At 61.3% G+C, this 8,465-nt stretch carries 9 protein-coding genes; 5 read left to right on the plus strand and 4 right to left on the minus strand.

Annotation, left to right across the window (positions count from 1 at the left end; translation table 11 throughout):
• Positions 1–102 precede the first annotated feature (102 nt).
• Entirely contained in the window at positions 103–1,320 is a 1,218-nt protein-coding gene (locus ACP5EL_RS07790) for a phosphoglycerate kinase (RefSeq protein WP_428401949.1), read from the plus strand.
• A 45-nt stretch (positions 1,321–1,365) separates the two neighbouring features.
• Here ACP5EL_RS07790 and ACP5EL_RS07795 read toward each other — a convergent pair whose 3' ends face one another.
• Together ACP5EL_RS07795 and larE are read right to left on the minus strand one after the other, a co-directional pair.
• On the minus strand, positions 1,366–2,340 hold the full coding sequence (locus tag ACP5EL_RS07795; RefSeq protein WP_428401950.1) for a DHH family phosphoesterase: 975 nt from the start codon (positions 2,338–2,340) through the stop codon (positions 1,366–1,368).
• Between the two features lie 79 nt (positions 2,341–2,419).
• Positions 2,420–3,139: an ATP-dependent sacrificial sulfur transferase LarE gene (gene larE / locus ACP5EL_RS07800; protein WP_428401951.1), complete on the minus strand. Its 720-nt coding sequence runs from the start codon at positions 3,137–3,139 to the stop codon at positions 2,420–2,422.
• 133 nt (positions 3,140–3,272) lie between these two features.
• Between larE and trkA the strand changes: the two genes are divergently transcribed.
• Entirely contained in the window at positions 3,273–4,604 is a 1,332-nt protein-coding gene (trkA, locus tag ACP5EL_RS07805) for a Trk system potassium transporter TrkA (protein WP_428401952.1), read from the plus strand.
• Between the two features lie 43 nt (positions 4,605–4,647).
• Here the strand turns inward: trkA and ACP5EL_RS07810 are convergent, their stop codons facing one another.
• Complete coding sequence (locus ACP5EL_RS07810; RefSeq protein ID WP_428401953.1) at positions 4,648–5,232, minus strand: uracil-DNA glycosylase; 585 nt, start codon at positions 5,230–5,232, stop codon at positions 4,648–4,650.
• A gap of 68 nt (positions 5,233–5,300) precedes the next feature.
• Here ACP5EL_RS07810 and ACP5EL_RS07815 point away from each other — a divergent pair, with 68 nt between their 5' ends.
• Positions 5,301–5,534: a hypothetical protein gene (locus tag ACP5EL_RS07815; protein ID WP_428401957.1), complete on the plus strand. Its 234-nt coding sequence runs from the start codon at positions 5,301–5,303 to the stop codon at positions 5,532–5,534.
• Positions 5,535–5,536: 2 nt separating this feature from the next.
• Here ACP5EL_RS07815 and ACP5EL_RS07820 read toward each other — a convergent pair whose 3' ends face one another.
• Positions 5,537–6,808 carry a sugar phosphate nucleotidyltransferase gene (locus ACP5EL_RS07820; RefSeq protein WP_428401954.1) on the minus strand — a complete coding sequence of 424 codons (1,272 nt, stop codon included), beginning with the start codon at positions 6,806–6,808 and terminating at the stop codon, positions 5,537–5,539.
• 252 nt (positions 6,809–7,060) lie between these two features.
• On the opposite strand from ACP5EL_RS07820, the gene ACP5EL_RS07825 reads away from it, so the two are divergent.
• A complete protein-coding gene (locus ACP5EL_RS07825; protein WP_428401955.1) occupies positions 7,061–8,260 on the plus strand; it encodes an isocitrate/isopropylmalate family dehydrogenase in 1,200 nt (399 codons plus the stop codon).
• A partial coding sequence (locus ACP5EL_RS07830) for a hypothetical protein (RefSeq protein ID WP_428401956.1) occupies positions 8,242–8,465 on the plus strand: 224 nt, incomplete at its 3' end. The genes ACP5EL_RS07825 and ACP5EL_RS07830, both read left to right, overlap by 19 nt.

Below are 8,465 nucleotides of genomic sequence, written 5' to 3' on the forward strand. Positions count from 1 at the left end.
CCAGCCCCTCCCCGCCCCGCGCCGCCCGGAGGGGCTAAAGGTGATATAGATCCTGAGCCAACCCCTAGCACAGCGAAAAATCCCCCTGAAGGAGGGAGTCAGTTGAAGGATTATCTCACGCTAGACGATTTCCCCATAGATAAGCAGCGGATCTTGGTGCGGGTCGACGTAAACTCCCCCATGGACCCGGACGGCAAAATCCTCGACGACAAGAGGTTCCGCGGCCACCTGCCCACTCTGCGCGACCTGGAGGGTGCCCGGGTCGTCCTCTTGGCCCACCAGAGCCGGGCAGGAAAGAAGGACTTCACCACCCTGGAGGCCCATGCCCGCCGTTTTTCCCAGCTCCTGCACCGCGAGGTCACCTACGTCGACGACATCTTCGGCTCCCACGCCCGGGAGTCGATCAAGGCGATGAAGCCCGGCGAGGTCATCCTCCTGGAGAACACCCGCTTCTACGCCGAGGAGAACATAAACCGCCCCCCCGAGGACCACGCCAAAAGCCACATGGTTCGGCAGCTCAGCCCGCTCTTCGACCTCTTCGTCAACGACGCCTTCGCCGTATCTCATCGGTCCCACTTATCCGTGGTCGGTTTCACCGAGGTCCTCCCCAGCGCCGCAGGCCGGCTGATGGAGAAGGAGATCGACTCCCTGGACATGGGCATCCGGGGGAACGAGCATCCGTCGATATTCGTCCTCGGCGGGACCAAGGCCGACGACTCGATCAAGGTGATCCAGAACGTCTTCCGCCGGGGCGGCGTCGATCAGGTCCTGGTCACCGGGGTTGTGGCCACCGTCTTCCAGATGGCGGCGGGGATCAACGTCGGCGAGAAGAACCGGGAGTTCGTGGAGGGGCTCGATTACTCCGAGATGGTCCCGGTCGCCAAAGACCTCCTGGACAAGAGCCCCGACAAGATCGTCCTCCCCCAGGACGTCGCCCTGGACAAGGACGGCGAGAGGCTCGAAGTCGCCATGGAGAAGATCCCGCCGGACCTCTTGATCGCCGACATCGGCCTGGAGACGATCGTCGACTTCTCCAAGAGGATCAAAGAGGCGAAGATCGTCGTCCTGAACGGGACCGCCGGGATCTTCGAGAAGGAGAAGTTCGCCCTGGGGACCGCCGAGATCCTTAAGGCTGCCACCGAGGCCGGCTTCGCCATCGCGGGCGGTGGCCACACCAGCGCCGCCATCGAGGAGCTGGGCCTGGAGCCTAAGTTCTCCCACGTCAGCACCGGCGGCGGAGCCTCCATAAGCTACCTCTCCGGCGACCAGCTGCCCGGGATAGAGGCGCTGAAGAGGGCAGCGACCAGGTACAGAAAATAGATGGAGATCGGGCAGTAGAAGATCAAGCAGTAGAAGATCGGGCGTTCAGCACCGAGGAACGCCCCGGACCGGCCGCTGCCCCTCCAAGGCCTCCATCACCTTTTTCCTGCACTCGGCGAGAAGCTCCTTCGCGGGCCCCGAGGCCTCCAGGGCGGCCGCTCCCCGATGGCCGCCCCCGTCCCCCCGATGGGCTCTGCCCACAACCCTCATGATGGAGGCGAGATCGAGGCCCGCGAGGACGGCGTCCCTCCTCGCCCGACCGCTGATCCTGCACCGGTCGCCGTGGATCCCGCCGACGAGGCCGACGTCGGCCCCTATCTCGACGAGGGTCATCGCACTCGACCCCTCGAAGGCTCCCACCTCCGAGGAGACGATCACCCAGTCGTCGGTCCACTCGATCTCTGCCCGGGAGGCCGCCCGCAGGGCGGCGATACGTCTGGATATCTCCGTCGGGACCCGAGAGAGGACCTCCAGGGCATCATTATACTCGACCTCAGAACTCTCCAAAATCTCGGCCACCGTCCGAAAAGAGGAGGCGTGAGCGTGCTTGAACCTGCCGGTATCGGTTATTATCCCCACCAAGAGGGCGAGGGCGGCCTTTTGGCTGGGCAGAGTTTCGCTCTTCTTCAAGATCTCCCAGACGATCTCGGCGGTGGAGTCGGCGGGCCTCTGAAGGTAGAAGAGGGCGGCCTCGACCAGATCCCTATCCTGGTGGTGGTCTACGACGGCATATTCTTTGAGATCGAGGTCTCCGACCTGAAGCCCCACTGCCGTGTCCACCACCACCACCAGATCGTAGCCCAGGAGAGGCGGATCGATCAGAATATCGGCGCCTATAGCCGAGAGAAGGGCCGAGGCGGTCCTGCTCACCCCCTCCACCGTGGCCAGGTCGCCCCCGAAGGCCTCCCGAAGGGCGAAGCCGCTCCCCACGGCGTCGGGATCGGCGTTCCTGTGGCAGAGGTAGAGGACCCTCTCGTACCCGCCGATCAGCTCTTTTAACTCATCCTCGCGAATCTGCATCCGGCAGCACGATTCCTCTGATGATAGAAAAAAGTTATTCAGGCGGCACATAGCGGGTCGTCAGCCTCTTCAGCCTTCGTCAGCCTGCCGTTACCACCTTCCGGTATCCGAGCCTCTTCAGCCCCGCGACCGCGTCTTCAGAGAGCCTCTCCCCTGCGGGAAGCTTCACCTCGACCAGATCACCCCGATCGGAGATCCGCGAGCCCAGGGGAAGAATATCCTCGGCTGCCTCGACCCGGCCGAGCCGCTCGTGGCTGAGAGGTCCATCGATCCTGGTCGCAAGACAGGACCGAGAGGGCCGATCGGCACAGGAGAGGCCGAGATCTCTAGCCATCTCTCTCACCCCCTCTTTGGCCATCCCCAGATCCCGCAGAGGCGTCCTGATCCCGGCCTCCGAGAGGGCCCTCATGCCGGGCCGATCCTCGGCCCGATCCGAGGCGTTGGTGCCGTCCACCACCACCTTTATTCCTCTTTTCCTCGCCTCGTCGAGGAGCCTTTTGGCCATCGCCCTCTTGCAGAGATAACATCGCATAGAGAGGTTCTCGCAGACCCCCTCATCTTCCAGGAGCCCGACCTCCAAGACCAGATGCTCTATCCCGATCTCGGCGGCGACCGATCTTGCGTTCGCAAGGTCCGCCTCGGACTGCAGCTCCGACTCGACGGTGGCGGCGACGGCCGCATCGCCCAAGGCAAGACGGGCCGCGGCCGCCAGAACTGAGCTGTCCACTCCTCCAGAGAAGGCCACCATGACCCCCTCCAAACCCTCAAACCAGCAAATTAGATCGTATAAAGATCGCATCCTCAGACCCCCGAGCTGATAGCCGATTCGGCCCTTCGCCCCTTCAAGCCACGCGAAAGCCTTTTCCCGTTGGCATGATCTACTCTTCGCTTATATTCGCTCCCAGAGCTATGCTCGGGAGAGGAGGAATTCCATGCACATCTTTATCACGGGCGCTGGCGAGGTCGGCTTTCACCTGGCCAGGGAGCTCTCCGCCGCCTACGACGTCACGGTAATCGATCAGAGTAGCAAGGCCTGCGAGCGGCTGGAGGGGATCGATGCCAAGGTCCTCCAGGGGAACGCCGCCAACGCCCAGCTCCTGATTGAGGCCGGGATACAGGACGCGGAGATCGTGGTGGCCGTCACCGGCAACGATGAGGTGAACATCATCACCTGCATCACCGCAAGCCATCTCGGCGTCGATAGGACCATCGCCAGGGTCAGCAACTCCGACTACATCGACCAGCCGATGAAAGACCGAAAACAGATCGGCATAGGTCTCATGATCTGTCCGGAGCTGGTGATGGCAGAGAGGATCGTCACCGACCTCTACTTCCCCTCGATGATCGAACGTCGGAGGCTCGCGGGAGGGAAGGGAGAGCTGATCGAGCTGGTCGTCGGCGAGGATATGCCCCTGATCGGGACGATCGAAAACCTCGACCTCGCCGAGAACTGCAAGCTCGCCGCGATAAAGAGGGGCGAAGAGATTCTGATCCCCAAGAAGGAGGACACAATCTCGATCAAGACCGGTGACCGTCTGATCCTCACCTGCGATGCGAAGTCGGTGCCGAAGCTGAGAAGACAGATCCACGAGGATACGGCCTCTCACAAGGTGATGATCGTCGGAGGGGGGGTCGTCGGCTTCTACCTCGCCAAGTGGCTGGAGAAGATGGACTTCGACCTGAAGCTGGTGGAGATCGATAACGTTCGCTGCCAGGTGCTGGCAGAAGAGCTTCCTGAGACCCTGATCCTCAACGGCGACGGGACCGATATCTCGCTGATCAAGGCCGAGAACGTCGGGTCGATGGACGTCGTCTTCTCCGTTACCGGCTTCGACGAGAAGAACCTCCTCTGCTCTCTGTTGGCCAAACAGCTGGGGGCCGATAAGATCGTCGCCAGGGTCGACAGGAGCGATTACATCGACCTCTTCGAGATGGTGGGGGTCGACCACGCCATCAGCCCGGGAAGGGTGACCGTCGAGGCGGTCCTCCGGCTGATAAGGGGCAGCGAAGAGGTGATCGTCATAGGAAAGGACGAGGCCGAGGTGCTGGAGTTCCGGGTCGAGAAGGAGGCGAAGATCCTGGGGAAGAACGCAGCCGAGAAGATGCCGAAGGGGGCGATCCTGGGCATGGTCATGCGGGGGAGCCAGCCGATAATCCCCACCGCCGATACCGAGGTGAAGGAAGGAGACAGGGTCTTCATCCTGGCCCTCCCCCAGGTCCTATCCAAGGTCAAGCCCCTCTTCTCGGCCGAGAAGGCCGCCTGACCTTCCCCGCCTCCTGGCGCACCGTCTCCGGCGCAAGGGGCCTCTACCCCTCAGCCTTCTCCTTCGCGACCAGGAGGTCTGAGACGAGCGCCTCTTTGAGGTTTCGGTTTCTCAGGACCGCGGCGGGATGGAAGGTGGCCAGGAAGATCTCCCTGAAGACCCGTCCCCGGAGGGAGGTTACGCCCTCTACGTCCAGGACGGCCTTCGTCGCCGCGTTCCCCATGAGGATCACGGCCTTCGGCTCTACCAGCTCGATCTGAGCTTCTAGGTAGGGCCAACAGGCCTCCACCTCCGCCTTCCTCGGCCTCCTGTTCTCCGGCGGCCTGCATTTGACGACGTTCGTTATGAAGACCCGGGACCTCTCGATCCCTGCATCGTTGAGGCAGCTGTCGAGGACCGATCCCGCCCTTCCGACGAAGGGCCTTCCCGCCAGGTCCTCGTCCCTTCCCGGGGCCTCGCCGACGAGGAGGATATCGGCCCGATCCGGCCCCTCTCCGGGGACGGCTTTTGTCCTCCACTCGGCTAGAGGGCAGCGGGTACAGGATCTGATCGCTTCACTCAGCGACCGGAGCGATTCTCTGAAATCCGGGGGCAGCTCTTCGCCTTCTGGACTATGGCCTGATCTCATACGGGTCACCTGGCGAACGAAACGTTCTTATTCATTTAAGCCAGAAACGCCCCACTAAGGTGGTACGAATGGTTGAATGGACAGGAAGCCTCAGAAAGTTCGACGACTTATGGTACACCATCGAGAGGATCGTCTATGGAAAGGGCCAGCTCAGGAGGTTCACCTCCGAGGAGATCTACGACAACCTTCGGGACAAGTCCTTCTTCAAGAGCGCCGAGGATCTCCACAGATTTCTGATCGAGAACGACAAAAAGTATAGGGTCAGGGCCCTGGAGAGCGGAGGCTGGGAGCGCTACTGGTAGGCTCACTTCTCGCAGAAATATATATTTCTGTCGTCGGTGCCCAGCTGCGAGAACTTCCCGGTGGCCAGGATCTTGTAGCTGTACTTGAGGGGAGCCACCCTGGTCCCTGGCCCGACCACCGACTCCTGGGGGAGGACGACGTTCTCTCCCACCACCGGTATCTTGCCCGGCTTGCTGTAGGACTGGTCTGCGTCGAGGACGCATTTCGTCCCGATGGTGGAGTGCCTCCCCACTATCGTTCTGTTCAGGAGCGATCCCCTCTTTACGTTGGCGAAGCTCATGACCATGCTGTTTTTGATCACCGAGTCCCTCTCGATCAGGCTGGTGTGGCCGATGTGAGAGTTCTCGATGACGACGCCCTTCTCTATGTTGCAGTTTCGTCCTATGAAGACCTTCCCCCGAAGCTCGATATCCCCGGAGTCGAGGTACCTTGCGATCCTATCGAGGGTCGCGGGGTTGACCCACTGGCCTGGACGGTACTCGTTCCTGAAGGCGTAGTGCTCCACCTTTCCGCCCAGAAAGTCCATCGCCGCCTGGAGGAGCCTCTCGGGGGTGCCTATATCGATCCAGTAGCCTTCGACAGGATAGCCGTAGACAGGATAGCCGTGCTCTGTGAGATAGGGGATGAGATCGCCGCCTATGTCCCGGGCCGAGTCGCCCATCTCGGCTAGGACCTCCCGGACCTGGGGGGAGAAGAGGTAAAAGGCGGTGTTGATCATCCTGCTCGGCTCTTTTCCCCGGGCTGGCTTCTCGACGAAGCCGTTGATCCGCTGATCTCCATTGATCTCGGCGACGCCGTACTGAGATACGTTCTCATCTTCGCTCAGCTCTTTCAGGGCCACGGTGAGGACGGCCTTCTTCTCTCTGTGGAAATTGATGAATCTTCTGAGGTTGATATCGATGACGTTATCCCCAGAGACGACGAGCATATCCTCTTTGACGTCGAAGTAGTTCGCGCAGTATCTCAGAGAGTCGGCGCTTCCCTTGTCGTCGTACTGGGGCTGGTAGGCGAACTCCTTTATATCGTTCATCCCCAACCTCTTGAAGAACCCCTCTCCCGCCTTGAAGTAGTTGTTGAGGGGAAGGGTGTTCTCCGCCCCCTTGCTCCCCAGGACGAACCGCCTGCATCCCTGGGTCGCCAGGACCCTGAAGAGGGTCGCGATGATGGCGGTATCGCAGAGGTCTACCAGGGGCTTGGGCTGGTCGAGGGTCAGAGGATAAAGCCTCGTACCTCCGCCGCCCACGGTAGCGATTACGGGTGGAAATATATCCATATCAGCTCCTCCAACCGGCATCAGTAGCCACGCCTGATCTTCAGTATGATCCTAGTTATCATGGATACGATCAGGAATATTATGACGTAGAATATGATCTCCGGGGTTGTCATGTAATGGCCTGGGATGTTGAAGTTTATATTTTTGGTGGGTGGGGGCCGTCAGGAGAAGACCCCCTCGATGGATCAGAGGGTTAACTATAGAAAAAGGGGAGGATGAGGGAGACCGAGATTCGACGGAGGGATTAGAATCATGAGCGAGAATAGAGAGGCCATAGAGAGGGCGAAGGCCCACTTCGAGAAGCTGCTCGTCGAGCAGATGGACCGGGTGGAGGAGATGAAGGCCGCAGAGGCCTGGATCGACTACTCCAAGATCGAGCCGATCGTCATCGGGGTGGTGGGCGGCGATGGGATAGGCCCCTACATCAGCGTCGAGGCCAGAAGGGTCCTCGAGTACGTGCTGGGTGGCGAGATCGAGGCCGGCAAAGTCGAGATCAGAAACGTTGAGGGGCTCTCGATCGAGGAGAGGGCGAGGGCGATGAAGGCGCTCCCCGACGGGGTCGTCGACGAGCTGAAGAGATGTCACGCCATCCTCAAGGGGCCCCTGACCACGCCTAAGAAGGGCGACCCCTGGCCGAACCTGGAGAGCGCGAACGTGGCCATGCGCCGGGAGCTGGACCTCTTCGCCAACGTCCGGCCCGTCAAGGTCCCCAGCCTGGGGATCGACTGGATCTTCTTTCGGGAGAATACCGAGGGGGCCTACATCCTGGGAAGCCGGGGGCTGAACGTCACCGACGAGATAGCCTTCGACTTCAAGGTGATCACAAACCCCGGAGCCGAGAGGATAGTGAAGCTCGCCTTCGACCACGCCAAAAAGAACGGGATCGATAAGGTCACGGCCGTCACCAAGGCGAACGTCATCAAGACCAGCGACGGCAAGTTCCTGGAGATGGCAAGGAAGGTCGCCGAGGGTTATCCGGGGATCGAGCTCGACGAGTGGTTCATCGACATCATGGCGGCGAAGCTGGTCGACCCAAAGCGCCGGACCCAGTTCCGGGTGGTGGTTCTTCCCAACCTGTACGGCGACATCATCACCGACGAGGCCGCCGAGTTCCAGGGAGGGGTGGGAACTGCGGGATCTGCCAACATCGGCAAGAGGTACGCCATGTTCGAGGCGATCCACGGCTCGGCCCCGAGGATGGTGGAGGAGGGACGCGCCCAGTATGCCGATCCCTCCAGCATGATGAGGGCGGCGGTGATGCTCCTCGAGCACGTAGGCTTCGTCGAGGAGGCGAGAAGGCTCGAGATGGCCCTGGATATCTGCAGCCAGCACGAGAAGAAGGTCGTCCTCACCGGTCGGTCGGACGGGGCGACGGGAGCACAGTTCGCCGACTATGTGATGGAGACCCTCCAGGATCCCGATCTGGAGGCGAGGTGGAGGAGCTATCTGTAAGGGAGAACGCCGGGAGGGGCCCGGGGTCGGTCTGGCCGGATCGCCGGAACCAGAGGAGAGGTCTGTTGGTCTGCGGCGTATCTGATCGATGGTCCGACCAAGATGCAAGATCAACGAACTTCGCCCGTCGGCCGAGATATTTTGCCTTCTGGGGCGGCTCCGACTCCTCGGACGTCTCCAGAGGGCCGGTAATCTCGGTCAGGTG

Source organism: Methanocrinis sp. (assembly GCF_049974945.1).
Classification (GTDB): Archaea; Halobacteriota; Methanosarcinia; order Methanotrichales; family Methanotrichaceae; genus Methanocrinis.